This window comes from Brevibacillus porteri (assembly GCF_003013475.1).
Lineage (GTDB): Bacteria > Bacillota > Bacilli > Brevibacillales > Brevibacillaceae > Brevibacillus > Brevibacillus porteri.
Genome location: NZ_PXZO01000017.1, coordinates 1 through 26,307 on the forward strand (window position 1 = coordinate 1; position 26,307 = coordinate 26,307).

Below are 26,307 nucleotides of genomic sequence, written 5' to 3' on the forward strand. Positions count from 1 at the left end.
TGCTGGGCGCACTGAAAAAAAAGGATGCGGCTACTTATGCCCATCCTTTTTTGCTGCTTATTCCGGTCGACGATCCGTCAGCCAATGCCCACCTGCGATTTTGCCCACGGATGCCATCAAAATAGACAAATGGGACTTGCCATCGATGCCTAAATATTCGTTCATGTCATGATCCATCCAGTGACCAATTGTCGTTACCCCAAGCCCCAGTCCGTTTGCTACCAAATGCAGGTTCTGCGACACGTGCCCGGAATCCCACCAAATATAGCGGTACGCACGCTCTTTGTATTTGTCTTTCGTGCGATCCACCATCGCTGTCCAAACGAAATTGACAGCAGCCCGTCTCGTTACCTCTTGTTCTTCCGTGAACATATAGGCGATCTCTGACGTGTCTTCTCTCTTCAGTCCTTCCAAGCACCAATTCTGTACATCCAGATGATACAGGCCTTTCTCCAGTCCCTCCACGTTGTTAATCATCAGATACGTCTCAATCGGATACAGGGCACCGGCAGACGGCGTCGTGCGTAATTGATAGTCTCCCATATCATCTGTGATGCCCTGTGTACCCCACAGCAGGAGATTCAATTCGTTAAGCGTCATAGACTGCTTCAAGAAATTACGCTTGGATCTTCGATTAGCGAGGACCTCCCACAAATCGACGGACGCTGGAAACTGTGGCTTGCCCAAATCAATGCGGGCAAATACCTCTTCATAACGCAAATACGTCGCAGGTCTTTTGGAAAAATCGTAACGAGAGGCCCAGCCTTTTTCCAGCTCGCCCACTCGGTAAGAGGTCGCCTCGATAAATTCATTTGCAATTCGCTGCCATTCGGGATGCATCTATGTTCCTCCTCGTATTTTCTTACTGGTGATGCCTTTTACTATACGAAGCTCTTTTCCATTAGTAAAACAATGATTTATAATATTTTTCATAAGAAAAAACTAATGAAAAGGAACGAGGAGACATGACGCTTACCCAACTGCAAGTGTTTGTCGCCGCAGCAAAAGCTGGAAGCTTCACGCGGGCAGCAGAAGAAATCGGCTTTACGCAATCCGCCGTCTCGCAAATGATTCAGTCCCTGGAAAAAGAGCTCGGCGTCAGTCTTTTTCAGCGAAGTCGCAGCGGGATCACTCCGACGAGTATCGGAGAGCGAATGCTTGCGCACGCTCGCGACATTTTGAACATCACATCCTGCATGACGGAGGAAGCAAACGTAGCCCGCGGGATTTCGTCCGGTACCCTGCGTATTGCCTCGATCCCCAGCGTCGCCTCCCGCTTCTTGCCCGGACTTTTGGGCAGCTTTCGCAAGCGGTTTCCGGCCGTGGACATCCTGCTTTTGGAAGGCGATAGTGATGAAATTAGCAACTGGCTTCACAGCTCGGTTGTCGACATTGCCTTTACCGTAATGCCTGATAAGGAAATGCAAACGTTGCCGCTCTTGCAAGACGAAATGATGGTCATTTTACCAGATACCCATCCACTGAAAGACAGTCAGACCCTTCGTTTTTCCGAAATTGCGGAGCGTTGTTTTATCATGCCAAAGGATGGCTGCATCCGAAAAATGCTGCAAGAGAATCACATCAGCCCAACGGTTACGTTTGAAGTACGTGAGGTGTATACGATTTTGACCATGGTGCAGGAGTATATCGGCGTCACCATCATGCCTGAGCTGTACATGCCACCTGTCATCCCCAAAGTCGTCGCGATCCCTCTGTCGCCCCCGATTACAAGGGAAGTGGTGCTCGCGGTGCGAAACTGGCAGTCGATCTCCCCACTCACGGCAGAGTTCGCCGTTCACAGCCAGCAATATGTAAAAGGCATGGAACTTACGCGCCAGACCCATTAAGGTACACAAAAAGGCTTCGCCACATATGATGGAGAGGCCTTTGTACCTTCAAGCTCTTTCGTGTTTTTTTAACAAGTGACGGATGATTTGACTCAGTCGCTCAATTCCTGTCTCCAAATCGGCGATCGGCGCATATCCATACGACAGCCGCACATATCCTTCTTGCGTCACTCCGTAAATGTTTCCTGGATTCAGCAATATCCCCTGACGCATAGCTGCTGTAAATAGCTCCATCATCGAGAGCTTTCCATTCATTTTCAGCCAGATGAAAAATCCTCCCAAAGGGACATCCCATGTCGCGAGATCCGTCATGTGCTTCTTGAGTGCCTGGATAGCAGCCTCTTGTCTCTGGACGAGCTGCTCTCTCACCTGCTGCATATGCTTCTCATACCAACCACTCGCAAGCCACTCCTCCGCCACTCGCTGCGAAAGCGAGCTGGCTCCGTAATCCGTCTGCATCTTGATATCTGCCAGGCGTTCGATAACTGGCTCAGGCCCCACTACCCATCCAATCCGCAAGCCGGGGGTCAGTGTCTTGGACAGGCTCCCGATGTACAGGACATGTCCGTGTTTATCTCTTGCCTTGAGCGGCAGCGGTGGAGGCTCTTTCGTCCACAGTTCGCGGTAAATGTCATCCTCGATAACCGGCAGTCGCTCTTCTTCACATACTCGCAGCAGCTCCAACCGGCGTTTTTCTGTCATCAGGATGCCTGTTGGATTATGAAAACAAGGATTGGTGTACAGAATCGCCCCATGCTCCTGTTTTCGCCTCGCATAGATCGCCTGTACAATCATCCCCTGACGATCCATCGGCAATCCCGCAAGCTCCATCCCCGCCGACTGGAACACATACAAGGAATTGAGATACGAAGGCTGTTCCAAAAACACGGTTGAACCTCGATGCAATAACCCTACCGAAATTAATTGGAGCGCCTGCAATGCACCAGACACGATTAAGACAGAAGACGGCGAAGCTGTAATTCCTTGTCGTCCGACATAATCACTGACCGCTTGACGCAGGGGGAGGTACCCTCTCGGCTCTTCATATCCAAATCCGCTTAGGTTCCTCGTCACCCGCTCCATGACTTGCTTCATCACATCGACTGGAAACATATCTGGGGAGAGCTCTCCTTTGCTCAGTTGCATCAGGTCTGTCTGGAATTCACGCTTATTGATTTCTTGAACCGCCGTCATGCTTGGCTTGTGCAATCCAGACCTGACGTACTCACTCCAATCCGGAGGTGGTGTCGTAGCTAACAGCGTCCAGGTGTTATTGACGACGACAGTGCCCATCCCCAGCTTTCCCTCGATCAACCCGTCTGCGGTCAACTCCTCCAATGCCGCAATGACCGTGCTCCGATTGACTTCGAACGATTGTGCCAATTCGCGTTGGCTGGGGATTTTGCTGCCAATCGGCCATTCTCCTGTCGTAATTTTTCCTTTAATAAAATCAATAATTTTCCGATATTTCGGCAACCGTTTCTCTCTGTGCAACCTGATCGATCCCCTTCGTCTTCCTCATCTTTCTAGGTAAAAGTGGTTGGTTTTTTTGTTAGCCGAGTGGTTGCAGATATTTTACCACTTCTTGATTACCATGGAAAAGAAAGAAGAAGCAGTGAATAGCTGGTTGGTTTTTCATTCAAAGGAGGGAAGTTATCTTGTTGCATCATATCAGAAGTCGTATTTTCGCTGCACATGCCATCAGCATTTTGTTATGGGCCTCGGCCTTTGCCGGTATTCGCGTTGGGCTGCAAGCCTACTCGCCGGAGCATCTCTCGCTGCTTCGCTTTCTTATCGGCTCTCTTTTTCTCGGGATACTCGTACTCTTTTTCCGCATCCGTCTGCCGGAGTTAAAGGATGTCCCAGGTATCCTTATGCTTGGGGGCTTGGGTTTCGCCGTTTACCATACAGCGCTCAACTACGGGGAGATGACTGTAGGTGCAGGGGTAGCCAGCCTTTTGGTCACGACGACACCAATCTTTTCCGCTCTCCTCGCTCTCCTATTTTTCCGGGAGCATTTCGGTGCGAGAGGCTGGTTAGGTGCACTGATCAGTTTTCTCGGAGTCGCCATCTGCACGATTGGCACAGGGGAGACCCTCCAAATAACAGACGGAATATTCTTGATATTATTGGCAGCCATTAGCGAAAGCATTTACTTTGCGTTTCAGAAGCCATTCATAGAAAAATATGGCGTTTTCGCGTTTACCACCTACACCTTATGGGCAGGTACCTTATGTATGCTCTTCTTTTTGCCCGGGCTTGGCATAGCGATAGCCCAAGCGCCTTGGGATATGACACTCAGTGTTGTGTATTTGGGCATTTTCCCTAGCGTTGTTGCTTATTTGTCCCTCGCCTATGTGACTTCTGTCGTTGGCACCGCGGAGGCTACTACCTCCCTTTACATGACGCCAGTGCTCGCTTTACTGATTGCTTGGGTGTGGCTGGGTGAAGATCCTACGCTTGTGACGATGGCTGGTGGCGTTGTGACGCTTATCGGTGTCCTGCTCGCAACGATGAAGCCTCGGTTATCCAGAAGGACTGTCAAGCACCAAGCCTTTTAGAAACGCAAGTATTTCCATGCTTGTCGCTATTGGCGCATCGATGCAACAAATGGTGTCAATCGATGTCAGTAATAAGAAAAGCCAGGAAGACTCTCTTCCTGGCTAGTACTGCATGCCGAGCTCTGCCGCCAACACGAGAAACATCGCATGCGACCAAAGGAGCGGCACAGCAGGATGGCCTGCCCTCTCCACCCACATCTCATAATGAGCCGGAGAAAGCAAATGCTCCTGCACTTGTTCAGGCAGTCCGCTTGCTTGCCGCTGGGAAACAATCCACGCTGCTATCTTTTCCGCTTCTTCACTCCTGCCCGTTTTCACGTAATACCAGCCCAACCACGCAGATAACAGCAGCCACTGCCCCCCGCCATAATACGTATCGGTCGGGTAGCGATGCACGCCATATCCTGCGCGCAGCTCCTCTTCTATGGCCTGCACGGTTCGGATCATGAGCGGATCATCCACGTCGACGATCCCATACGGCAGGGCCAGCCAGAGAAGACTCGCATCCACCGAATGATCCCCAACGGACTTTATCAATCGCCTGTTGGCTGTGCCATGTTCGCGTATGAATTGGCGAATGGTCTCTCCTTGCTGAGCGAGTTCGAAAGCTCGGTCGGACAAATAAGACTCCATCGCCTTGATCCCTGCATAAATAGCTCCTAGCGTCACTGGGTGGATTCGGTCTCCTCCCTCTTCCCAGCAATCAAAGTTAGGGAGCTGCCAGCACGCCACTACATAGTCAATCGTCAGTTCAATAGATGGCTTCAGCTCGTGAATCAAGTCATGCTCCCCACTCATCCGCACATGCTCAGCCAGCCCCCACAGCCATGTCCCGTAGCCATCGAGCTGAAAGCTGCCCCATTCGCCTGCTACTTCTTCTCCGTCCGCTGTATAGCGCGTATGCAAAAAGCGGTCGTTCCCCGCATTATTTTTGTCTAATCCTTTTTTTACTGCCGAAATGGCTGCTCTTGCCTTTGCCTCATGCTTTCGGATCACATCATCGCACCATTGGTAAAACTTGCGGGCGCTCTCATGGTTGCCGGTACGGTTCATCGCGTAGGCCGTAAATGTTCCATCGCGGAGCCACGCATACTGATAGTGAATAAATGCGGGTGAAGCGAGATACGCCCCCGTACTCGCTTGATGCTGAAGGATCAACTTTACACTTTCCTCAATCAGGGTCATGGTTATCCCCCCTTATTCGGACAAGCCGACTTCGTAACAAATACAGTCGCTGCTCGTCTTCCGGCTATGCTTTTATAGCATATGCAACCGACGTCCAAACGAAAACCCAATATGCATAGCAAAAGAAAACCCACTGGATGCGTATATCCAGCGGGTTCTTGTGACATTTAATTTTGTGAAGGTACATCCGTCTGTTCGGATTTCAAGTAATGCTGCAGCTCCTCATAAAAAGTCGGGTTGCAAGCCATCACGCTGCTTTTTTGGTCGTACGGCAGTGGTGTCCCCATCATGGTCGTCACCCGGCCACCCGCTTCCTCTACAATAATGCGAGCTGCCCCGAAATCCCACGCATTGAGCTGCATACTGACGTAGCCATCCAGTCTACCCGCAGCCACATACGCCATCTCCAGAGCGGCGCTTCCTAGCAGGCGCATTCCGCGAACCTTCCCAGCAAGCTTTTTCACGATCAAGTCGATGCCGATCTGCTCAGCACGCTTGTTCCAAAATACACTCGTGCATAACAAAGCTTGTTCCAGGCTTACTGCTCGATTCACCTGCAAGGGACGATCATTGAGAAAAGCCCCTTCCCCTTTTACCGCATAAAATAACTCGTCTCTGGAAGGATCGTAAACCGCTCCGATCATTCCCTCTCCTTTATGGTAAACGGCAATGGAAACGGAAAAATTGATTTGCTGATGAACAAAATTGGTCGTGCCATCAATCGGGTCGATGACCCAAAGCGTGTCATACTGCTTGTAATCCTCCGCATGTGCACTCTCTTCTCCAAGAATGCCGTGATCAGGGAAGCGTGCAAGAATCATCTGAATGACGTGATTCTCCACTTCTTTATCTACGGCTGTAACAAGATCGGAGGCTGATGTTTTATACTCGACGGTAAAAGGCTCCTTCATTCGCTTCATACTCAGCTCACCCGCTGAACGGGCGCATTGCAAAGCGAGCTCCTTGAGAGCCGCCAGTGTTGATGCTTGCACACGTATCGCCACCTAAAACTTGACTTATTTTTTCGCAAAGCACGCCCCTTTCACCTAGAAAGAGAGGCTTCGACGTTTTATTTAAAAATGATGAGACAGCTCGTGCTAAAAAACGGCCATGCTATATTATTTAGTGTACCATACTTTACCTGCTGTTACACCACACGTTAGCCATGAGGAATGCGCCTGAAAACACCCGGATGATTGAAAAAGGGTCTCTCCCTCGTCATTATCTGACTGTGGAGACACCCTTTTTTACATGACTACTTTAGCAGCAGCGCGTTACGCCGCCTTTTTCAAAGCGTTCAGTCAATGCGTACATGTAGTACTCACGCTCTGTCATCGGAAAGATACCCGGTGCCCCATGCGTCTCGTACCAATGAGCGAGATAGCGATCATAGTCGGGCATTCCGAAAATCGTTTTAATAGCAGAGCTCACTTTGCGCATTGCCTTTCGCATGGCTCTTAGCTTGCGCCTCATGCTACGTGATGCCCTTTCCCGTCAAATACATTTCCTTTGGACTTGATGTACGGCGACTCCTGCAACGGATAGTGTTTGCCACGGAGAATATTGATCCATACCCGCGCTCCGTCGAGAATGATCCCAATCGTAATGACCATGAAGATCGCACATACCACAGCATCGATCTGGTCGTTGAAGATCATTTTTTGTGCAGCTTCCACCGTTTTTACCCCTTTTGGAAGCGCACCAGCATCCAGTGCCTTTTGGAATGCTTCTGCATGCGAGAGGAACCCGATTTTTGGATCAGGATGGAACAGCTTTTGCCAGCCCGCTGTCAACGTAGCCGTCGTCAGCCAAGCCATCGGTACGAGTGTGATCCATGAGTAGGCGGCTTTGCCCATTTTGAAAATAATCGTCGTTCCCACCGTAAACGCAATCGCGGCGAGCATCTGGTTGGCGATACCAAAGAGCGGCCACAGGGTGTAAATGCCTCCCAACGGGTCCATGACACCTTGGAGCAGGAAGTATCCCCATCCGATGGTAATGATCCCAGAACCAATCAGATTACCCGGCAGCCAGTTGACTTCCTTCATTTTCGGAATGACGTTTCCGAGCATGTCTTGTACCATAAATCGTCCGACACGCGTTCCCGCATCGATCGTCGTCAAAATAAAGACTGCCTCAAACAAGATCGCAAAGTGATACCAGAATGCCATTAATGCCTTGCCACCCAATACACCCGAGAAAATCGTCGCCATCCCGATTGCCAGTGACGGCGCTCCTCCCGTCCGGGAAAGGATCGTCTTTTCCTGAATGTCGTTGGCAAGCGTTGTTAATTGGTCAGGGGTTACGGTATAGCCCCAGCCCGTTATCGTCGTCGCAACCTGGACTGCATCCACGCCAATTGCTGCGGCCGGTGAGTTGATCGCAAAATAGACACCAGGAGTCAGCACGCACGCTGCAATCATCGCCATAACCGCAACGCCAGACTCCATCAACATTCCACCGTAACCAATCAGTGGCGCATGCGATTCCTTCGCGATCATCTTCGGCGTCGTTCCGGATGATACGAGAGAATGGAATCCCGATACGGCTCCGCACGCGATGGTAATAAACAAGAAGGGGAACAGATTTCCTGCGAAAACAGGGCCAGTTCCATCAATGAACTTCGTCAGTGCAGGCATTTGCAACGGCGGCAGTGTCAGCACGATTCCCACCGCCAATACCGCAATCGTCCCTACCTTCAAGAATGAGCTGAGATAATCGCGCGGTGCCAAGAGCAGCCACACAGGCAAAACGGAGGCAATGAAGCCGTACACAATAATCATCCAAGCAAGCTGTACCTTGGAAAAAGTGAAGGCTGGTCCCCATGTTGGCGATGCAGCAACGATTTGACCGAGCCACAGGGAAAAGAACAGCAACGCCAGCCCGATGATCGAGCCCTCTAATACCTGCCCAGGTCGTATATACCGCATATACAATCCCATCAATATAGCAATGGGTAGCGTCATGAATATCGTGAAGGTAGCCCACGGCGATTCAGCAAGAGCGTTCACAACAACCATCGCCAAAACAGCAATCAGGATAATCATAATGGCAATGATACCAATCAGCGCGAGTGCTCCGCCTACTGGACCGATCTCTTCCTTGGCAATTTGACCAAGAGATTTACCGTTGCGACGCATCGATCCGAACAAAATAATGAAGTCCTGCACCGCTCCACCGATCACAACCCCGACGATAATCCAGATCGTTCCCGGCAAATATCCCATTTGCGCAGCCAGCGTAGGACCTACAAGCGGGCCTGCACCTGCAATCGCAGCAAAATGGTGCCCGAACAACACCCATTTGTTCGTTGGCACAAAGTCTTTGCCATCGTTGTTCACTTCCGCCGGAGTGGCGCGATTGTCGTCGAGGGACATGATTTTACGAGCAATGAATTTGCTGTAAAAACGATAAGCTACAGCATAAGTGCAGAACGCAGCCGTCAATAACCAGAACGAGTTGACAGATTCCCCTTGCCAGAGCGCTATCATTCCGAATCCGACAGCACCCAATGCGGCTATCCCGCCCCAGATCAGGAGGGAAAGAAGCCATTTTTTCATTCGAGTCGCCCCTTTCTATTTATGTAATATTCAGGCAATAAAACCTTAAAAAAACGTATCACATCGGACGAGATCCCAACATAAAAAATGGCTGAACCGTACAAAAACAAGCACAAGCTGCACCATCCTCGTTTGAGTGTAAGCGTGTTCAATTTTGGGACGTAGAAAGTCTCCGCCCCGAGTCTGATCCAAACTCCTCCACAATATGTTAAAGTTATACATAAATTGGTATGGAAATCAAAAAGGAGAATACGCACATGCGACGAATCGGGGGTTACATCATTATCGGAATCGGAGCGATTTTTGTTCTGGCAACCTACCTGAACATTCCGCTCGCGATAGATTTGCTATGGCCAGTCTTTCTTCTCATTCCAGCAATCGGGTTTCATATTTTCTTCTTTATGAATCCGCAGCCAAATCGAGCTGGATTACTCGTTCCTGGCGGGATCTTGCTCGTCTACGCTCCGCTCTTCTTTTTCAGTCAGCTATTTTTGGGCGGTGATATGAGCACAACGTGGCCCTTTTTCCTCATTGGTCCTGCCGTTGGGCTTACCGAGCTGTACATATTCGGCAATCGCAAACCCGCTCTCTTGATCCCAATTGGTATCCTCACCGTCATTGCCATCGTGTTTTTGATCGCGAATCTGGCGTCCACCCAAGTAGGCGGCATCCTTGGCTTGCTCCTGATCGTATTGGGCGGAATTATGGTGACGCGTAAGAAAAACGATCACTATCCCATGTAAGCAGTCGAAAAAAACAGACCAATCCTCCCCTCCCAAACGGGACGCAGGATTGGTCTGTTTCCTTTAAAACCCCAGTCGTTTCTTCAATTCCTTCACGACATTGCGGCTAACAGGCACTTCTGTTTTGCGATGATCTTCCATGACTAGATGAATCGAGCCTTTGAACCAAGGAACGAGCTCTGCCGTTTTGGATAAATTGACAATAAAAGCGCGATGCGTCCGAAAAAACTGCTGGCGTGACAGCCTGTTCTCCAGCTCCTGCAGCGTAAACGTGGTCGCATATTGCTCACCAGCTGTATAAATGCTCGCATACCTTCCTTCCAAGGTGGCATAGACGATTTCATTTGGATCAATCAGCATGATCTTTCCGTTTTTTTCCACCGGGACTCGACGCGGCTGAGTATCGACCAGCACATTTTGCAGAAGAGACTGTAGCCTTTCCTCCAGCAGTGGTGACGCGTCCAATGCAGGCTCACTTTTCCGCCTCATTTTTCGTACCCGATTCATCGTCTTTTCCAGACGCATTTCGCTGAACGGCTTGACAATATAATCAACGGCTTCCGCCTCAAATGCTCGAACCGCATGAAATTCATACGCACTTGCAAAGATGATGACAGGTGGATTGACCATGGATTCCAGAAGCTCCTGCCCCACATCGACGCCATCCCTGTCCTGCAAATGGATGTCCAAAAAAACCGCATCCGGCTCAGTCTGAAGAACCGCTTCCAACGCCTCTTCCCCGCTGCCCGCCTCTCCTACTACGGACACTTCCGAGAACTGCTCCAGCAAATACCGCAGTTCTTCTCTGGCTGGCGTCTCATCATCGACGATGAACACTTTGAGCACTGACGTTCACCCCTATCGGTAATTGTATGGTGCATGTTGTGCCGCTTCCGCTTTTGCTCTCGATCACGATTCCATACGGTTCTCCGTAGATCGACTGGAGACGGCTTTTTACATTGGCAAGACCGATCCCAGATAATTGCCGCCCTGCACTCTTCTCAGCTAGGGCTGGCTTGAATGGGTCCACTTCCATTCCGACTCCATTATCTGCCACTGTCAGTTCGACGATTTGCTTTTCTTTGCGCCGTGCACGAATCACTACGGTTCCCCCTTCACGCTTGGGCAACAGCCCGTGCTTGACCGCATTTTCTACCAGGGGCTGCAAAATCAGTCCTGGTACGGTAAACCGCTCTACACCATCCTCGATGTCGTACTCTACATGGAGCTTGTCTCCGAACCTCGCACGTTCGATGGCCAGATACGCTTCGATATGCTCCAGCTCACGCGCCAGACTGACATATCCGCCAGAGTCATGCAAATTTCGCCGGAAGTACTCCCCCAAATGAATCAACAGTTCGCGCGCCTGTTCGGGACGGAAGCGAATAAATGAAACGATCGTATTGAGCGCATTGAACAAGAAATGCGGATTGATCTGCGCATGCAAGGCTCTGATTTCTGCATCTGCCAACAGGCGGGACTGCTTTTCCAGCTCAGCCAGTTCGAGCTGACTCGATATCAGGTTCCCTAATCCGCGTACGAGTTCCAAGTCCACTGCTGACAATTTGCGTGAGCGATCCTGATACAGCTTGAGTACACCCGCCACTTCACGTCTTCGCATCAGGGGGACAAGGATCGCATAGCGCAAGGAACAATTCGTCTCCCTGCACCCAATCTCTTCCTTCGTCTGCGCAATCTTCACTTCTTTGGTCGATAAAACTTCACGGGTCGCCTTGGTCGTTATGCCTTCTCCCACTACGTGATGGGACGAGCCTGCGCCAACATGCGCAAGCACAGAGCGCGTATCGGTAATCGCAACCGCTGCTACACGCGTCGTGCGCAATATTTCCTCCGCTACCTTTTGAGCTGAGTCGTACGTCAGTCCTTGGCGCAAGTAAGACAGCGTTTTGTCCGCTACTTGCAGCGTTCGCTGGGCTTGGAGCGCGCCAATCCGATCTTCTTCCTTTTTGGCTAAATCAATAATAATGATCAAAATAGCAATCCCGACTGAGTTGACGACAGACATCGGTACACTAATAGCCTGCACCAATGCCAAAGCGTCAGCGTAAGGACGTGCGACGAGCAAAACAATTCCCATTTGCAGCCACTCCGCCAAGAAACCAACAACGAGTGCTGTCGTCCACCCGATTTTTTTGCTGCGGTTACGGCGGAACTGATAGATTAATCCCGCAAACAAGCCCTCGCTTATCGTCGAGATGGCACATGCCAAGTCCGTAAAGCCCCCCAAAGAATAGCGATGTATCCCGGCAATCAGCCCCGTCATTAGCCCTACCCAAGGACCAGCCAGCAAGCCTGCCACAACGGTCCCGATCACACGTGAATTCGCAATCGCATCCTGATACCAGATGCCATTGTATGTACCCAGTATGGAAATAGCGGAAAAAATGACGACCATTAGTGCTTTTTCTCGCCACGTCGCTTGCTGGTTCAATATGCTGCGGAATGCACGTACACGTGTAAACAGCAAGGCCACCACGATCAAAACAGCCGTCCGCTCCGTCAATGGAACCATTAATGCCATATTCATTGGTTGATCCCTCTCAATCGCTGCCCGATGATTCCTGTTCGTTTCTATCACTAATCAAAATATTCACTTTTCACATCGTATTTCCCTTTAGATTCTCCTTCTTTCCTAGCAAAAAAGGTTGCCGAAGTGATTTCGACAACCCATAGATACGCGTATCGTTTTAATATTCGAACTCCAGTATTTTACACTTTTCCTTAGGCGCAAACCCTAGCTTTGTCCCCAGACGTACCGATTCCTCGTTGGTTTCCAGAGTGGTCCAGTGCGGTGTCAGTCCATGTTCCATGCAATGCTCCATGTACGCCGCGCAAGCAAGCGTAGCAAAGCCTTTGTTCATGTCGGCTTCCTCGTACGTTTCCACGCTAATTTCATGGTCACGCTCATGGACACAGCAAGACAGGCAAGCACTCACAATCCTATTTCCTTTACATACGCAGAATCCTACACCCCACTGCAAAAAATCATCCACCGAATGATAGAATTCTTCTACAACCTCTATCAAGATGTTGTCAGGGTCGTTTTCAATGACACCTGCATTGATTCTTTTCAAAGTGTATCCTTCAGGCAGAGGGCGGTAGCTGATCTTTCGCGCTTGGAATTGCTCGGGATTGAACTGGTAGTAATACTCCCAATCCGTTTCTATCTCTCGATGCGAGATCGCTTTGGTTACTGCCTCCTCCCACGCTTCATCAGGCACAACTGCCAGAAAATGAGTGCCCCCGCACGATTCAGTCGTATATCTGCGCAATTCTCCCTCAATAAAGGTACCCAGGTCCACTGTGAACGCTTCATTGGCAGCATCCCCTACGAAGATACTGATCACGCCGGTTTGATCGACCAATGCTGTCCGGGGCTGCTCCACATCATCTACGTAAATCGCTCCTCGATTTGTCCCATTGATAATCGCATGGATGGTCAAGTTGTTTACGTTATCAGGTGATAGCAACGTCTTGATTTTTGCATATTCCTTTGGTTCCAATCGACGAATCATCGCAATTTCGGCCCTTTCTCTCTCTTTTGGTCATCTGTGTACTTATGCGGCTGATAGCGGAGCGAAGTCATCCAGACTCAGCTTCCGCACGAAAGTCGGGTCATCGTCCACGTTCCTTTCCTGGGAGGATTCCAGCTCTTCTGCAAGCAGCACACGAGCCCGGTGCAGCCGGGATTTCACTGTGCCTTCTGGGACACCTACTCGCAAGGCGACTTGCTTGATCGGCAAATCCTCGTAATAGTGAAGCCAAACAACGATGCGCAGCTCATGCTCCAGCTTCCATACTGCCTCTGTTAGTTCAATAGCTTCGTAGGGAGCCTGTACCGATTTTCTCTCTATTTGTAGCGGAGACAGCTCTACGGTTGGACTTCGTTTCTTTTTTCGCTGCCATTGTCTGCATTCGTTTATGAGAATTTGGATCACCCATGTTTTAAAATAAGCAGGCTCTCGCAGCGTTCGGATGGCTCTGAATGCTTTCATCACCGTATCCTGCACCACATCGGCACAATCCTCATCCCGCCCGACATAGGTTCGTGCCACACCATACAAGGTACGCTCGTACAATTGAATGACTCTGGCAAAAGCTTCTACGCTACCGTCCTGCGCTAGCTGAATGTCTTGCTGAACTTCCATCTTGACGCTCACATTGCATAAACCTCCTTTTATCTCCAATATTTGGTTCCTATTAGTATAGATGATAGAGGCGGTCATATGGTTCATGAGATTTTATTTTTTCTGCTCCGCAAATAGAAAAAGACCATCCCTTCAGCTTTTTTAGCTTGAGATGGTCTTGTCATACTCGTTACATCAATAAATTACAGGTTACCTCTGCGCTCCTGTTCGCGCTCCAGCGCCTCGAACAGTGCCTTGAAGTTGCCATTCCCGAAGCCGCGTGCTCCTTTGCGCTGGATAATCTCGATGAACAACGTCGGGCGGTCTACAATCGGCTTGCTGAACAGCTGCAAGAGATAGCCTTCGTCGTCTCTATCGACCAAGACACCCAGCTTTCTCAGCGCCTCGATATCTTCATCAATTTCCCCTACACGCTCTTTCAAATCTTCGTAGTACGCATCTGGCACCATGAGGAAATCTACACCGTTATCACGCAGCTTTGATACAGTGTCGATGATATCGTTGGTCAGGATGGCAATATGCTGTACGCCTGGCCCTTTGTAGAACTCCAAAAACTCCTGAATCTGCGACTTGCGGCGTCCTTCTGCTGGCTCATTGATCGGGAACTTGATACGTCCCGTTCCACTTTGCATCACTTTGGACATGAGTGCAGAATACTCCGTTGAGATGTCGTCCTCACTGAAATTTTGTACGGCTGTAAAGCCCATGACCTTTTGGTAATATTCCACCCACTCATCCATGACCTCAACGTTACCAACGATGTGATCGATGCCGATGATACCTGTACCCTCACCTTTGACTTGTGATTGGTAAGCTTTAAAGCCTGGGAAGAATGGTCCGTTGTAATTTTTTCGTTCGATAAAGGAGTGAATGTTTTCGCCGTACGTACCGATAATCGCTTTTTTGACTGTCCCGAATTCATCGGTATACTCAGTCGGTTCCATGATCGGAATGGCTCCGCGAGAAACGGCCTCCCGGTAAGCCTGCTCACAATCCTCTACACGCAGGGCAACGTCTTTGACTCCGTCCCCATGCTTTTTCACAAATTCCGCGATCGGGCTGTCAGGCGTAAGCGCTCCACTGATCACGAACGTCATATGCTTCTGCTTCAAGACGTAGGAAACCTTTTCCCGAGAACCTGTCTCCAAGCCTGCATAGGCTACTGCTTCAAATCCAAACGCATTTGTGAAATAGTGCATCGCTTGCTTGGCATTCCCTGTATAAAACTCTAGGTAGTCCCAGTCCTGAATCGGGAAAAAATCGGTATTGCTCATTGCCTACCCCTCCGCTTTCTTTTTCAATTATTGACATTATTTTGTTAATTGGGATTATTTTGTCGTTATCTTGAGAGTACATTGGAAGCGCTTCCTCGTGCAAGAGCACGGAACAACGCGAAAACGCTCAAACGCTTTCATTTATTAAAGTACGCATGCGAGTAACAACTGGATACCAAAAAGCCACCGATCAAGTTGACCGATGGCTTTCGCTGCGTTTTCCTATTACCTATGTTTGAAAACAAATCGTTTCAGTTCCGCTAGAGGGGCCGCTCCTACGACTTTGTCGATCAATTCCCCGTTTTTGAGCAAGATGGTCGTTGGCAAACTCATTATGCCATACTGATTGGCGATCTCCGTTTGTTCATCGACATTGACCTTTAGGACTCTCACTTCGCTGCTATGCTCCCCATCAAACGATTCGAGTATCGGCCCAAAAAAGCGGCATGGCCCGCACCAAGGTGCCCAAAAATTGACGAGTGTATAGCCTTCGCTTTTTACATCATGTTGAAAGGTAGTGTCTGTCGTGTGGCAAATGCTCATTTGTACTTTCCTCCCCTTTTTATGTTGAACAGTTTTTCGAAACGACCATTACAGACCTGTAATATCCTCAATAGAGACAAAAAAATAACTCGCTGTACTTGGATCATTTCAAATAACTCATTCACAGACTTATCGTATCTATAATATCCTTCAAAGATTTTTTGTGTCAAGTTGCACCTTCCTAAAATGGGCATCGAAAGTGCAGATGATAGCACGAATCACTCTTCCCCTTGCTCATGCTTCCGATTCACTTTATGATGGATGTATTAAGTCCATGATTGAGGTGTCTTATGAAGTATTCACAGGCAACAGACTATGCCCTCCATGCGATGCTCTATCTGGTGGCAGAAACGCCTGATAAACCCGTTAGTGTCCAGCTTTTGGCAGAGAAGCTAGGCGTTTCACAAACGTACCTATCTAAAATGCTGACGAAACTGGTTAAGGCTGGGTTGATCCATTCGGTCTCTGGCGCAAATGGCGGATACAAGCTCAAACGCAACCAGGATGATATATCGTTTTTGGATGTTATCCAAGCCATTGAAGGGACAACCTCCTTGTTTGAATGCAGCTTCCATCATGATAGTGCCTGTCTGATTCAACAGGTTGTGGCAGACGCTGAGCAGCAAATGATGCAGACGCTGAAGAGTAAAAAAATTGCTGACTTGGTCGCACATATCCCCAAACAACCTCATGAGCGTTTGACGTAAAACAACTTCCCTGAAAAGCTCCGGCCGCCTCGACCGGAGTTTTTCTTCATAATGGTATCGTTCATTCAATGAGAAAGGCGTGAACAATGATGAGCCAATGGACGGAGCAATCCGCCAAGCAATGGGATCAATTTGCAGAAGACTGGCGAAAACGAAGTGAGCACATGTGGGAAAAAGGTAGCCGCAGCACCATCCTCCCCTTTTTTATGAAACATGTACCTGTCGGATCGGGACCTGTTCTCGATGCAGGCTGTGGTGACGGCTATGCCAGTTGCAAGCTTGCAGAGCATGGCTATCAGGTGGAGGGCATCGACATTGCCGGGGAAATGATTCGTCTCGCTCATGACCGGGTCATTTCCTTCCCAGGCTCTGTTCATTTTCAGTCAGGAGACATCAGTGAGCTTCCTTTTGCCAATGATTCATTCTCCGGTGTGCTCTCGATTAACGTAGTGGAATTCACGCCGTCTCCGCTCCAGGCACTCAAGGAGCTTCACCGCGTGCTCGCTCCCGGAGGAATTCTCGTCTTGGGTATCCTCGGTCCTACAGCGGGCCCACGCGCTCATAGCTATCGCAGACTCTATGAAGAGGCAACCATCCAAAATACGATGATGCCTTGGGAAGCCAAGCAGTTGGCGAGCGAAAATGGCTTCACACTGTTGGGTGAAGAACCAGTATACAAAGAAGGAATTACGCCAGATATCGCAGGTCGCTTAAGCGTAGAGCTGCGGGAGGCTGTCAGCTTTTTGACCTTGTTTGCTTTGCAGAAATAAAAAAGAGCCGCATACGCGACTCCTACTTGATCATTTTAGTGAAGCTCCCTTTACAGATCATTAGCGCTTATATTCAATGACATCTTCGACTGTGCCTGTTCCTTTCTCCAAATTGACGTCGGTAAAGTTCACCTTATATTTCGCCGACGGATTTCCATTTGGATACCAGTATACGTCAATGAATTGCAATACATCGTCAACTGTCACACCCGTAGCGGAAATTTCGTATGCACTTTCAGATGGGGTAAAATTTTTCGCTTTCATAGCCTCTTTTGCTTTTTCAATGAAAGGGGCAGCTTGTTCTTGTGGAAGATCTCTCATAACGACGCCAAGCTCATTGATCACTTTTGCACTTTTTACTGTCGCTGTGCCTTTCTCGACATCGACATCAACAAAATGGACAACATACCCTTTCGATTGTTCTTCAGCACTCCATAGAACCTGTAAGGTCTTGTCTTTCTTGCTCCCGGAATGCGTCACCTTATATCCACTTTTTGGAAGTTCAATCTTCTCTACTTGCAAAGCCTCTTTTGCTTTTGCAAGAAACGGAGCTGCCTGCTTATCTGTCAATTTCAAGAGGTCCTTTTCTTGTTCCCTAGCCTCCTGTTTATCCTTTTCATCCTCCTCTTCCAAAGCGATGAGTTCATCATAAATGTCTACATATACATCATCGATTTTCCCCGTTCCTTTCTCCAGATCGACATCTGCAAATCGCACGGAGTAATACTTTCCTTCCTTTTGCCCCGCATCAGGACGCCAGGTAATTTGAACGCTTTCCAGCACATCGTCATAAGTACGGCTGCTGCTTGACATCTTGTACCCGCTCGCTGGCAGAGTTATATTTTTTGCTTGCAAAGCCTCTTTTGCTTGTTCAATAAACGGAGCAGCCTGTTTTTCTGTCAGCTCCTCTTCGAAGGAACCTGGACGATTAATAACCTTTACCGTTTTGAGAGTCCCTGTTCCTTTCTCTGCATCGATACCCTCGAATTCGGCGACATACGCCTTGTCCTTCACGTTGTTTTCAGATCGCCATATAACAGTCAAGGTATTGCTCTTTTTGCTGCCATAATTCCGAGCCTTGTAACCACTTTCCGGGAGAGAAATGTTTTTCGCTTGAAATGCTTCTTTTGCTTTTGCAAGAAACGGAGCCGCCTGTTGATCTGTCAGTTTCAAGAGATCGAATTCCTCGTCTGCTGCCTCGGCTGCAACGTTATCCTTCGTATCGTTGAGTGCGGCGCTGGCAGCTACTGGTGAGAACATGGCCGTCACTGTCAATGCGCTCATCACAGAAAGATTCAACCATGCAGCAGGTTTTTTCGTTTTGGACTTTTTCATCGTACTACCTCCAAGGTTTTTTGCGTTGGATCGAGTGTTTGTACTCGTCATCCATAGAATAGCTGCTGAATGTCATGGTTTAATCGGTAGGTTGTCATGGTTTTGTCAAAACAAAAGAGCCGCTATACGCGACTCTCCATGTTCTTCGTCCACATGCTAGGAGGAGCTTGTTACGAAGGATCGTTTCTCCTAACTTCAAGGTGCATTAATTCACCTATTCCTTTGTCCAAATCAACGTCATCAAACGAAGCAATATAAACCCTATCCTTTATAAAAGCATGATCAGTCCCTTCAGCAACACCGTCGGGATACCAGCGTATATCCACCTCTGGTGGTCGTTTCGGTTGATCATCGTAGTACGAAATCGTGCTGCTAATCCAATAGCCACTTTCAGGAAGTTTTACCTGCTTCGCTTGAAAAGCGTCTTTTGCCATCTGGATATAAGAGGCTACCTGTGATGGTGTCAGTTTTACACGCCTGATAATCGGCTCTGGTGCTTTTTCTTGCACGATTCTCGTTTCTTCTTCGTCTGTTTCTACGTTCTCAACTGTACCTGTTCCTTTTTTTAAATCAACATCTGAAAATTGCACGTAATAAAGCTTGTCATGAACAGCTTGATAAACATTATTGCTTCTCGTATATATTGGGTACCAGTAAAGATCGACAAGCGCTATCGTCTCTTTCTCCGTGATGGGTTTTATGAGCAAGCATCCCGCCAGATCGTAGCCGCTTTCCGGAATTTTCATATTCTTGTCTTTCCAAACTTTTTTTGCTTGGTCAATATATGGGGCGAACATCGTATTTGGTTTGAACGATGCGATGTCCCTGCGTATACAAATCTCGATCTTTTTAATTGTGCCCGTCCCTTTTTCAAAATCCACATCGGTCAAATTGACAAAATAGCTTTCCAGAAGTCCTTTGTAAGGTGGTTCGGCTCCTGCCTTTACTTTTGGATGCCACCATATCTCAGCGGTCGTTGTTTCCTCGCTTATGTCACCGAAAATATCAAGCTCGTAATTACTATCAGGTAGGTCGATATGATTGGCGATAAATGCATCAGTTGCCAACTTGACGAAGGGCTCTCTCTGTTCTTTACTAAAGTCATTAAGACTTAAACTCACTGAACTTTCTTTGGTGGGTTTCGGATTATCGGTTTTCTTCTTTTCCTGCTGCTCTTCATCCTCTTTCGGTTGAAAAGGGTTTGACGCTGTTGTTTCCGTCTTAATGACATCTTTGCTTTTATTGATTTCAGCCAAGCCAAACGTCGTCGGGGAGTAGCTCAAAGCGAGGGCTAACGTGCCAATCACTCCAATACTTAGCCATACTCCCAGCTTTATTTTTGTTTGTGTCCCTTTTTTCACGATTTTTTCTCCTCACAGTCCCTGCTTCTTATTCTGCGTTTTCGCCATACCAATGGGATTCACCGTAATTCCAAATAACTTCAAGTTCAACCATTTTCCCTACGCTTTTTTCCACATCGGCGTTGTAAAAAAGTGCGTAGTAAACCTTTTCCTTGATTTTGCTATGTTGGCCAAAAACAACGCCATTGGGATACCAGATGATATCCACATGATTTCTGCCTTCCGTCACGGTACTGCTGATCCAATAACCGGTCTCAGGGGGGGCCATGCCTTGCGCTTCGAACGCTTCTCTTGCCATCTGAATAAAGGGAGCCGCCTGTTCCTTGGTCAACGGACGATCAAAGGAGTTTTTTTTCTGCTCATGGCTTTGGTTCCAAGCGATTTCTTTGTTTTCCGGGTTTGCTGGTGGAGAAGCTTCCGTCATAATGACATCCTTTTTGCTGTCCAGAACAGCTGGACCGAAAGCAGCCGGAGAAAAGAAGGCAGCCACACCTAGTATGCCGATAACAACAAGACTAAGCATGAAGCCATGGGACTTTATCTTTATTTTCTTGAAATTTCGCAATAGATGCCTCCACCGTCACGTCGAAGTTTGTACGGGAACCCTTGTGTAAACCGATGTTCCCCCGTTTAATCGGCTTTTCATATCAATACTTCCATGGTGTGCCGTGGCAATCGCTTTGCACAGAGACAGCCCTAAACCGTGTCCGTTCTTTTTTCGATCCCTCGAACTATCCAGCATAAAAAATGGTTGAAACACATTCGCCAAATGCTCTTCCGGCACCCCACAGCCATGGTCTTCCACGCAAAAAACAACAAAAGAGTCTTCTGTATAAACAGCAAGTCGTATGACTGTATCGTTTTCAGACGCTTTGGAGGCATTTTCCACCAAATTGCTTAACAACACCAAAAAAAGCTCCGGATCAACAGTAACGGTAGCGACAGAATACGCTATGTCCAGCGTTTGCCCCCTTCTGTCCAACGTAAACTGGGAAATGATTTTCAACTGCTGCATGAGGGAAGAAACATCAATTTGCTGTTTGTTCGGTGGCTCCCCATTTCCAAGGCGGAAAAGCTCCAACAGCTTTTTTGACATTCCGTCAAGCCGCTTGCTCTCCGAGTGAATGAAACGCAGAGCCTGCTCGACGTCTTTTTCTTCCAGGTGATAATTCTGAAGCAAGCTGGCATAGCCCATGATGGATGTAAGCGGCGTTTTAAATTCATGGGCCAGACTTGCGATAAACGCCTCTCTTTCCGTTACACCCCTCTGCAGAAGCTCCATGTTGGATTGGATCGCCTCCGCCATATAATTGAAGTCAACCGCGAGCCGGCCAATCTCATCGGCATGCTGAACCGTTATGCGATGCTGATAGCTTCCTTTTGCAATCCCTTGAGCCTGTATGCTTAACAGGCCGAGTGGACGCAAGGCTTGTCTGATCAGGAGATACAGGCCTACCGCAAAGACCGTCAAGCCAACCAATACCCAAAAAGAGATCTGTAAGGAGAGTGACTTCTGATCATTGATCAGGCTCGTTATGTCATGGGCGTAATCCAATCGAAGCAGTTGGTCATCTATTTTCATCCAGCTCGAAACAAACAGTACGGTGCGCGCATCTATGTTTCGAATCACATAGCTTCTTCTCCCATCTTTGGGTGGGACAAGACTCATTACCTTCTCTTCTTCATTCAATATACTGCTAAAATGCTTCTCGCCAGATTCACCCGTTATGGCAAGATGACTTCTCTGATCAGTAAAATACTGCCCATAATTTTGAAAAGATTTCGTCAAAATGTCTTTCAGCAACGTCGGATAGTAATTATCAATTGTACTTTCATACATTTTCAGTGAGTTCCCGATCATGCTATGGTTCTCAAGAGAACTGCTGATTTCCCTTTGAAGATTGTACTCAATGGAAACCTCGATGATCCGGTAGGAAACAAAGACGATGACCACCGTCACCAATCCGAACACCATGAGATAGATTCGCATCCACAGAGGTGTTTTCTTCATCCTCTCACGCATCTTACAACTCCATTCGATAACCAATTTTGTGCACAGTATGAATATGATCGGACAAACCTAATTTTGTTCGCAGATTCAAGATATGTGTATCAATTGTTCGGGTGCTGCCATAAAAGTCATAACCCCAGACCTGATTCAGTAAACTTTCACGAGAAAAAGCAATATTCGGATTATGCACCAAAAACTCAAGCAACTCATATTCCTTCGGGGTTAACGTGACGAGCTGATTATTTTTGTACACTTTGCGGCTATGGTAATCCACTGTCACATCGCCTACGGTCAATGTTTCCAATACAACCTGATGACTTCTTCTCAGAGCGACTTCCACTCGTGCCAACAACTCCAACAAATCAAAAGGTTTTGTAATATAATCATCAGCACCAAGACGCAAACCTTGTACTTTGTCCATAACACTTGTCTTGGCTGTAACAAAAATGACCGGGATATTCTTTTTCTTAAAGGATTCCAACAGTGTGAACCCGTCAACTCCAGGCAGCATGATGTCAAGGAGCGCCAAGTGATACTCCTTTTCTTCGAGTTCGTTCAACGCTGTGCTACCGTCGGATGAAACTTTACAGTCATAGCCCGAGGCGCCTAATGTCATTTTGATTAGTTCGGATATGGACGGATCATCTTCAGCGATTAGGATAGAATATGCCATTTACTTACACCTCCACCATCATTACACATTCCCGGTGTTTTCTTGTCAACAAAATGTAAAAATACAGGTCCACACGTAAACAAAAAGACCCGTACGATCACTATTTTATAAAGTGATCGTACGGGTCACATTCAATATAGACTACCGCCTTTTTACTTAACGGTACTGAATATTATTCAGTTGCATCCACATCAATTTACTGTCAATCAACATGGCAAGCGTCATCTCATCCATTCCATGCAGTTGACGGTACAGACGTTGGGTTTCGACCAAGTCATTGTAGGTCAAGAACGGATAGTCTGGTCTGCCGAATGTCCCGTCCGGAAAATAAGCGTAATGCAAATCGCCATTTCCGAGAATCCACTGCGATCCGAGGTTTACGACACCGTAGAGCATGATGTCTGCTAAGTCTCTGTCCGTCTGGTCCCCGAATTGCAGGTAGCTTTTGTAGAGAAAATTGATTTCGGCCAACTGATGATTCAAAGAAACGTGTGTCTGAATCATTGGATTCGTTGCTGTTGCGTAGTCAGAAACCAGCCACCCTTGCTGTACACCAGCGACGACAAAACGGTTCGTGGCTGCGTGATTGTGAAAGTAAGAAGCATATTTTTTCGCCGATTGGCAAAAGTCTGTTTCTTGGTACTGATCACAGCCCCGCAGCATCAGATCAGCCGCTCCTGTGTTGAATCTCGTATCGTAAAAGCCCTCTGGTATCCCGTAATCACCGCTTAACCACAAGGAGCGCGGCTGTGTCTTCCAGTATCCCTGAGGCTCCTGCTGCTTCAGGCTCGCTTTCAACATTACATAGCCCATATCCCGGGCAGCCTTGCTTCCACCTGTATATAAAAAGGAGCGAAGGACATAATTTTCAGGAATTCGCCAAAAGGAGGACTCCGAAGTCGGCTCGTACGTGGAAGGGCTTTGATAGTAATACCCATCGTACAGCCATTTTGCCTTTTCCGTAACGTCTAAGTTAAGCCAGACGCTGTCAATCGATTGTTCTCCCCAAGGAACGAGTGGATCTCTCGAATCGAGCGCCCACATTTCGCTGATAAAGCCAGCTTTCATCGGCAGCTTGATCACAAGCTCGACACCAGAAGACGTCTGCTTTACTTCAACTGGTAGCGCCAATGCAGGCTTTTCTTCAATCGTGGCTCTGCCTTTATCCACGTAGGTAATGGGCTTGCCTAACCAAATATACCTGCCCTCTGTCTCTACAAAACCAGAGGCAAGCGGAAGAGTCTGGACTTGATCAAGCGTGACGACCTTCCAATACGGTTTCTTCGACTCATCATAGGCTCGATAGCGGAACATCATGTTCTGACTGTTACCCTGAATCGGAATGGTGAAAACGTAGGGCATCATATTGCGCTGACCTGTCATTTTATGGGCCCAATACGTGACACCATCTGGGAATCGAAATTCTTGTTTTTGGTGAATCGCGCCATTCAGGTGGTTAACATTCTCCGATTCTGTTGGTTTTTTCCATTCGTTTGCAGAAATATGGCTCGGAAAGAAACTACTTACGGCGATGGCCGTCATCAAAAGGAGCATTCTGCTGATTTTTCTGACCATGTCATCCCCCTATCTTATTAAAGGAGAACCGAAAGTCCTACTTTAAAATGAATATTTCGTAGCGATTATTATTTTTATAATAATCTGATAAATTAATCATAGGTGTCTTATTTTATTTCTCAGGAGGGAATTTATGGACAAGAAAGTACGCTACGTTGTTTCTACAGCACTCGTAATATCTCTGTTCACCAGCCCCTCAATCATCCATGCCACCCAAGCTGAACCACAACCCCACATTCCTTATTACGGAATAGGGCCAACCTATGTACAGCCTGCACAGATTGAGAGCTTGTTCCCCAAGCCCACTTTCCAGTTTGGGACACCCGGCTTCCAAGAAGGAAAAGAAGCTTTTACATCCCAGGAAGAAATGATGGCTTACATAAGCAAGTTAGCTACAGGCAACAAGGAAATCAAGCTGCTATCCATCGGTACATCATTGGAAGGTCGCGACATCCCCCTGCTGCTATTCAGCAAAGACCACAGCAAGCTCAAACAAAACAAGGAGAAACCACTCATCTGGCTACAGGCACAAATCCACGGAAATGAACCCGCCTCTGGTGAATCTGCTCTCGTGATCGCCAAATGGCTGGCAGAAGGAAAGCTTGGCCCCGACCTCCTGAATCAAGTAAACGTCGCGATTGTTCCTCGCATCAACCCGGACGGCTCCTACCAGTTTAAACGCTACATCGCGACAGAGCTGGATGCCAACCGTGACTACATGAAGGTAGAATATCCAGAGGTGCAATCGGTTCACCAGGCGATCAATACCTATCAACCTGATGTGGTGCTTGACGCCCATGAATACGGCGTCTCTTCCAACCAGCTTCGCGATGTAGGGGAAAAAGGCGCGATCTCTTCCTACGACGTTCTGATCTCTTCCGCGAAAAACTTGAATATCCCCGCCAACCTTCGTAAAATGTCAGACAACCTGCTCTTGGCTGACGTTCAAAAAGCACTCGATAAGGAGCAACTTTCTCATCACGCATACTATACGCTGGCAAAAGGCAAGGACGGAAAAGTGACCGCAACAGAAGGCAGCACAGAGACGAGAATCGGCCGCAATGCCTTGGGCTTGAAAAACACGTTGACGTTTTTGGTGGAAACACGCGGCATCGGCATTGGACGCGCCGATTTTGAGCGCCGTGTATACAGTCAGGCCATGACTCACGCTGCTGTCATCCAATCAACAGCGGCCAACGCCAAAGCAATCAAGTCCTCCGTGACGCAGGCACGCGCAGAAATCACGGAAAAAGGCAAAAAAGCAAACGACAACGACAAACTCGTCATCCTGAGTGAGAATAAGCGAGTACCGGGTCAATCTCTCGAAGTGGTCGATCTAGCCACGGCAAAAAAAGTGTCTACCCCCATCGACTGGGTAAGCTCCACGGATGCCTATCCCGTACTCGAACGCGAGCGCCCCACTGCTTATCTTATGCCTCCTGGCTACCATGACGTTGCAGCCAAGCTGGAACTGCTCGGTGTTTCGGTAAGCAAGCTATCAAAAGAAACGACCATAGCGGTAGAAAGCTACACCATTTTGGAAAACAAGGTGAATCCGATATACGAGAATGGGCATTTCACCAACCAAGTGACTGCAAATGTAACAGAAACAACGAAAACCTTTCCTGCGGGTAGCTACGTGTTCAGCATGGCCCAGCCAAACGCCAACTTCATTGCTTTGGCCTTGGAACCGGAATCAGTAGACAGCTACGTGACGTTTAACTTCTTGCCCGTTGAAAAGGGCGATGAAGTCCCGGTATATCGCTATATGCTGGAGCAATCGCTACCCACCATACCAAAAAACTAAAGGAAAAAATCCCCTCTCTAAAGTTAGACTCCTGAGAGGGGATTTTTGTTACATGTATGGGCTTACTTTATTTCAAACACTTCTTGGGCAAGCCCTGCCAGCTTTTGCGTATTGTCGCTCACTTCGACCATTGTCGGTGAAAACGGAAGTGAAACAAAGTGAACAAATACCAAAAAGTCCGCATCG

At 48.1% G+C, this 26,307-nt stretch carries 24 protein-coding genes; 6 read left to right on the forward strand and 18 right to left on the reverse strand.

The window, feature by feature from the left end; translation table 11 throughout:
* Positions 1-57 precede the first annotated feature (57 nt).
* Positions 58-840 (reverse strand): SagB/ThcOx family dehydrogenase, encoded by a 783-nt coding sequence (locus C7R92_RS09605; protein ID WP_069847832.1) that lies wholly within the window; start codon positions 838-840, stop codon positions 58-60.
* A gap of 125 nt (positions 841-965) precedes the next feature.
* Here C7R92_RS09605 and C7R92_RS09610 point away from each other — a divergent pair, with 125 nt between their 5' ends.
* Positions 966-1,847 carry a LysR family transcriptional regulator gene (locus tag C7R92_RS09610; RefSeq protein ID WP_106834087.1) on the forward strand — a complete coding sequence of 294 codons (882 nt, stop codon included), beginning with the start codon at positions 966-968 and terminating at the stop codon, positions 1,845-1,847.
* Positions 1,848-1,895: 48 nt separating this feature from the next.
* Here C7R92_RS09610 and C7R92_RS09615 read toward each other — a convergent pair whose 3' ends face one another.
* A complete protein-coding gene (locus C7R92_RS09615) occupies positions 1,896-3,341 on the reverse strand; it encodes an aminotransferase-like domain-containing protein (protein ID WP_106834088.1) in 1,446 nt (481 codons plus the stop codon).
* 164 nt (positions 3,342-3,505) lie between these two features.
* On the opposite strand from C7R92_RS09615, the gene C7R92_RS09620 reads away from it, so the two are divergent.
* Positions 3,506-4,408 (forward strand): DMT family transporter, encoded by a 903-nt coding sequence (locus C7R92_RS09620; RefSeq protein ID WP_106834089.1) that lies wholly within the window; start codon positions 3,506-3,508, stop codon positions 4,406-4,408.
* Positions 4,409-4,510: 102 nt separating this feature from the next.
* Here the strand turns inward: C7R92_RS09620 and C7R92_RS09625 are convergent, their stop codons facing one another.
* From C7R92_RS09625 to C7R92_RS09640, 4 genes are all read right to left on the reverse strand, one after another.
* Positions 4,511-5,593: a glycoside hydrolase family 15 protein gene (locus tag C7R92_RS09625; protein WP_106834090.1), complete on the reverse strand. Its 1,083-nt coding sequence runs from the start codon at positions 5,591-5,593 to the stop codon at positions 4,511-4,513.
* A gap of 167 nt (positions 5,594-5,760) precedes the next feature.
* The gene (locus tag C7R92_RS09630; protein ID WP_106834091.1) at positions 5,761-6,585 is read right to left on the reverse strand and encodes an inositol monophosphatase family protein; all 825 of its coding nucleotides are present in this window, start codon (positions 6,583-6,585) and stop codon (positions 5,761-5,763) included.
* A gap of 268 nt (positions 6,586-6,853) precedes the next feature.
* Positions 6,854-7,066, reverse strand: coding sequence for a CstA-like transporter-associated (seleno)protein (locus tag C7R92_RS09635; RefSeq protein ID WP_017250626.1), 213 nt, complete (start codon positions 7,064-7,066; stop codon positions 6,854-6,856).
* On the reverse strand, positions 7,063-9,153 hold the full coding sequence (locus C7R92_RS09640; protein ID WP_106834092.1) for a carbon starvation CstA family protein: 2,091 nt from the start codon (positions 9,151-9,153) through the stop codon (positions 7,063-7,065). Before C7R92_RS09640 ends, C7R92_RS09635 begins: the two co-directional genes overlap by 4 nt.
* 257 nt (positions 9,154-9,410) lie before the next feature.
* Here C7R92_RS09640 and C7R92_RS09645 point away from each other — a divergent pair, with 257 nt between their 5' ends.
* Positions 9,411-9,896, forward strand: coding sequence for an LPXTG cell wall anchor domain-containing protein (locus tag C7R92_RS09645; protein WP_069847846.1), 486 nt, complete (start codon positions 9,411-9,413; stop codon positions 9,894-9,896).
* Positions 9,897-9,959: 63 nt separating this feature from the next.
* Here C7R92_RS09645 and C7R92_RS09650 read toward each other — a convergent pair whose 3' ends face one another.
* From C7R92_RS09650 to trxA, 6 genes are all read right to left on the reverse strand, one after another.
* On the reverse strand, positions 9,960-10,742 hold the full coding sequence (locus C7R92_RS09650) for a LytR/AlgR family response regulator transcription factor (protein WP_069847848.1): 783 nt from the start codon (positions 10,740-10,742) through the stop codon (positions 9,960-9,962).
* On the reverse strand, positions 10,717-12,444 hold the full coding sequence (locus C7R92_RS09655; RefSeq protein ID WP_106834093.1) for a sensor histidine kinase: 1,728 nt from the start codon (positions 12,442-12,444) through the stop codon (positions 10,717-10,719). The genes C7R92_RS09650 and C7R92_RS09655 overlap by 26 nt, the downstream gene beginning before the upstream one ends.
* A gap of 160 nt (positions 12,445-12,604) precedes the next feature.
* On the reverse strand, positions 12,605-13,432 hold the full coding sequence (locus C7R92_RS09660; RefSeq protein WP_106834094.1) for a GNAT family N-acetyltransferase: 828 nt from the start codon (positions 13,430-13,432) through the stop codon (positions 12,605-12,607).
* A 42-nt stretch (positions 13,433-13,474) separates the two neighbouring features.
* Positions 13,475-14,077: an RNA polymerase sigma factor gene (locus C7R92_RS09665; protein ID WP_106834095.1), complete on the reverse strand. Its 603-nt coding sequence runs from the start codon at positions 14,075-14,077 to the stop codon at positions 13,475-13,477.
* 170 nt (positions 14,078-14,247) lie between these two features.
* Positions 14,248-15,339, reverse strand: coding sequence for a 4-hydroxyphenylpyruvate dioxygenase (gene hppD, locus C7R92_RS09670; RefSeq protein ID WP_017250633.1), 1,092 nt, complete (start codon positions 15,337-15,339; stop codon positions 14,248-14,250).
* Positions 15,340-15,564: 225 nt separating this feature from the next.
* On the reverse strand, positions 15,565-15,882 hold the full coding sequence (gene trxA / locus C7R92_RS09675) for a thioredoxin (protein WP_069847856.1): 318 nt from the start codon (positions 15,880-15,882) through the stop codon (positions 15,565-15,567).
* A gap of 290 nt (positions 15,883-16,172) precedes the next feature.
* Here trxA and C7R92_RS09680 point away from each other — a divergent pair, with 290 nt between their 5' ends.
* Positions 16,173-16,589, forward strand: coding sequence for an RrF2 family transcriptional regulator (locus tag C7R92_RS09680; RefSeq protein WP_069847860.1), 417 nt, complete (start codon positions 16,173-16,175; stop codon positions 16,587-16,589).
* Between the two features lie 89 nt (positions 16,590-16,678).
* Positions 16,679-17,359 (forward strand): class I SAM-dependent methyltransferase, encoded by a 681-nt coding sequence (locus tag C7R92_RS09685; RefSeq protein WP_208636197.1) that lies wholly within the window; start codon positions 16,679-16,681, stop codon positions 17,357-17,359.
* Between the two features lie 60 nt (positions 17,360-17,419).
* On the opposite strand, the gene C7R92_RS09690 is transcribed toward C7R92_RS09685, so the two are convergent.
* From C7R92_RS09690 to C7R92_RS09715, 6 genes are all read right to left on the reverse strand, one after another.
* Positions 17,420-18,694, reverse strand: coding sequence for a hypothetical protein (locus C7R92_RS09690; RefSeq protein WP_106834097.1), 1,275 nt, complete (start codon positions 18,692-18,694; stop codon positions 17,420-17,422).
* 170 nt (positions 18,695-18,864) lie between these two features.
* Positions 18,865-20,055, reverse strand: coding sequence for a hypothetical protein (locus C7R92_RS09695; RefSeq protein WP_106834098.1), 1,191 nt, complete (start codon positions 20,053-20,055; stop codon positions 18,865-18,867).
* Between the two features lie 28 nt (positions 20,056-20,083).
* Positions 20,084-20,620, reverse strand: coding sequence for a hypothetical protein (locus tag C7R92_RS09700; protein WP_106834099.1), 537 nt, complete (start codon positions 20,618-20,620; stop codon positions 20,084-20,086).
* A gap of 15 nt (positions 20,621-20,635) precedes the next feature.
* On the reverse strand, positions 20,636-22,078 hold the full coding sequence (locus C7R92_RS09705; protein ID WP_106834100.1) for a sensor histidine kinase: 1,443 nt from the start codon (positions 22,076-22,078) through the stop codon (positions 20,636-20,638).
* Between the two features lies 1 nt (position 22,079).
* Entirely contained in the window at positions 22,080-22,739 is a 660-nt protein-coding gene (locus tag C7R92_RS09710; protein WP_106834101.1) for a response regulator transcription factor, read from the reverse strand.
* Positions 22,740-22,895: 156 nt separating this feature from the next.
* Positions 22,896-24,314 carry a hypothetical protein gene (locus C7R92_RS09715; RefSeq protein ID WP_017250643.1) on the reverse strand — a complete coding sequence of 473 codons (1,419 nt, stop codon included), beginning with the start codon at positions 24,312-24,314 and terminating at the stop codon, positions 22,896-22,898.
* A gap of 133 nt (positions 24,315-24,447) precedes the next feature.
* Here C7R92_RS09715 and C7R92_RS09720 point away from each other — a divergent pair, with 133 nt between their 5' ends.
* Positions 24,448-26,121 carry a M14 family metallopeptidase gene (locus C7R92_RS09720; RefSeq protein ID WP_106834102.1) on the forward strand — a complete coding sequence of 558 codons (1,674 nt, stop codon included), beginning with the start codon at positions 24,448-24,450 and terminating at the stop codon, positions 26,119-26,121.
* Positions 26,122-26,307: the final 186 nt, after the last annotated feature.

Coding starts and splice junctions, on each gene's coding strand:
- C7R92_RS09705 (WP_106834100.1), bottom strand. CDS start 22,078: ATGCGTGAGAGGATGAAGAAAACACCTCTGTGGATGCGAATCTATCTC.
- C7R92_RS09715 (WP_017250643.1), bottom strand. CDS start 24,314: ATGGTCAGAAAAATCAGCAGAATGCTCCTTTTGATGACGGCCATCGCC.
- C7R92_RS09635 (WP_017250626.1), bottom strand. CDS start 7,066: ATGAGGCGCAAGCTAAGAGCCATGCGAAAGGCAATGCGCAAAGTGAGC.
- hppD (WP_017250633.1), bottom strand. CDS start 15,339: ATGAGCAATACCGATTTTTTCCCGATTCAGGACTGGGACTACCTAGAG.
- C7R92_RS09625 (WP_106834090.1), bottom strand. CDS start 5,593: ATGACCCTGATTGAGGAAAGTGTAAAGTTGATCCTTCAGCATCAAGCG.
- C7R92_RS09640 (WP_106834092.1), bottom strand. CDS start 9,153: ATGAAAAAATGGCTTCTTTCCCTCCTGATCTGGGGCGGGATAGCCGCA.
- trxA (WP_069847856.1), bottom strand. CDS start 15,882: ATGAGCATTTGCCACACGACAGACACTACCTTTCAACATGATGTAAAA.
- C7R92_RS09720 (WP_106834102.1), top strand. CDS start 24,448: ATGGACAAGAAAGTACGCTACGTTGTTTCTACAGCACTCGTAATATCT.
- C7R92_RS09710 (WP_106834101.1), bottom strand. CDS start 22,739: ATGGCATATTCTATCCTAATCGCTGAAGATGATCCGTCCATATCCGAA.
- C7R92_RS09605 (WP_069847832.1), bottom strand. CDS start 840: ATGCATCCCGAATGGCAGCGAATTGCAAATGAATTTATCGAGGCGACC.
- C7R92_RS09655 (WP_106834093.1), bottom strand. CDS start 12,444: ATGAATATGGCATTAATGGTTCCATTGACGGAGCGGACGGCTGTTTTG.
- C7R92_RS09690 (WP_106834097.1), bottom strand. CDS start 18,694: ATGAAAAAGTCCAAAACGAAAAAACCTGCTGCATGGTTGAATCTTTCT.
- C7R92_RS09660 (WP_106834094.1), bottom strand. CDS start 13,432: ATGATTCGTCGATTGGAACCAAAGGAATATGCAAAAATCAAGACGTTG.
- C7R92_RS09610 (WP_106834087.1), top strand. CDS start 966: ATGACGCTTACCCAACTGCAAGTGTTTGTCGCCGCAGCAAAAGCTGGA.
- C7R92_RS09685 (WP_208636197.1), top strand. CDS start 16,679: ATGAGCCAATGGACGGAGCAATCCGCCAAGCAATGGGATCAATTTGCA.
- C7R92_RS09680 (WP_069847860.1), top strand. CDS start 16,173: ATGAAGTATTCACAGGCAACAGACTATGCCCTCCATGCGATGCTCTAT.
- C7R92_RS09645 (WP_069847846.1), top strand. CDS start 9,411: ATGCGACGAATCGGGGGTTACATCATTATCGGAATCGGAGCGATTTTT.